Consider the following 429-nt stretch of genomic DNA (forward strand, 5'->3'; position numbering starts at 1 on the left):
GATAAACTGATAAGGAGGTTCCATCATGAAACGTAATAAACTTATTTTATTGACAGCCGCTGCTCTGTGCTCTGTATTCCTGCTCGTAGCTTGTAGCCCTAAGCCGTCCCCGAAGGCAGGCAGCAGTTCTACTTCTCAGACCTCTAAGACCAGCAGCTCAAGCAAGTCCTCTACCAAACCATCAGCTAAGCAAAGTTCTGCTTCTAGCTCCGTGACAGCCTCCTCAACTCCTCAGACTTCTAGCGACCAGAGTGCTTCTAGTCAAGCTGAAACTCCGACAGATAATAACACCCCGGCAGCTCCGGATACTCCAAAAGTTCCAGAGAATCCAGTAGTTCCAGCAACTTCAGGAATAGATGTCAATGCTCTGGCAAACGGTGATTACTCTAGTATTGCTGGGACATGGCAGGACGATCTGGGTAATCAATT

General features: G+C 47.8%; 1 protein-coding gene. It reads left to right on the plus strand.

The annotated features are described in order from the left end of the window. Nucleotides 1-25 precede the first annotated feature (25 nt). Nucleotides 26-429: DUF6287 domain-containing protein (locus tag SCRDD08_RS10730; protein ID WP_231089385.1), on the plus strand; the 404-nt coding region annotated here is incomplete at its 3' end.

Origin of the sequence: Streptococcus cristatus (assembly GCF_001578775.1) — a bacterium.
Lineage (GTDB): Bacteria > Bacillota > Bacilli > Lactobacillales > Streptococcaceae > Streptococcus > Streptococcus cristatus_A.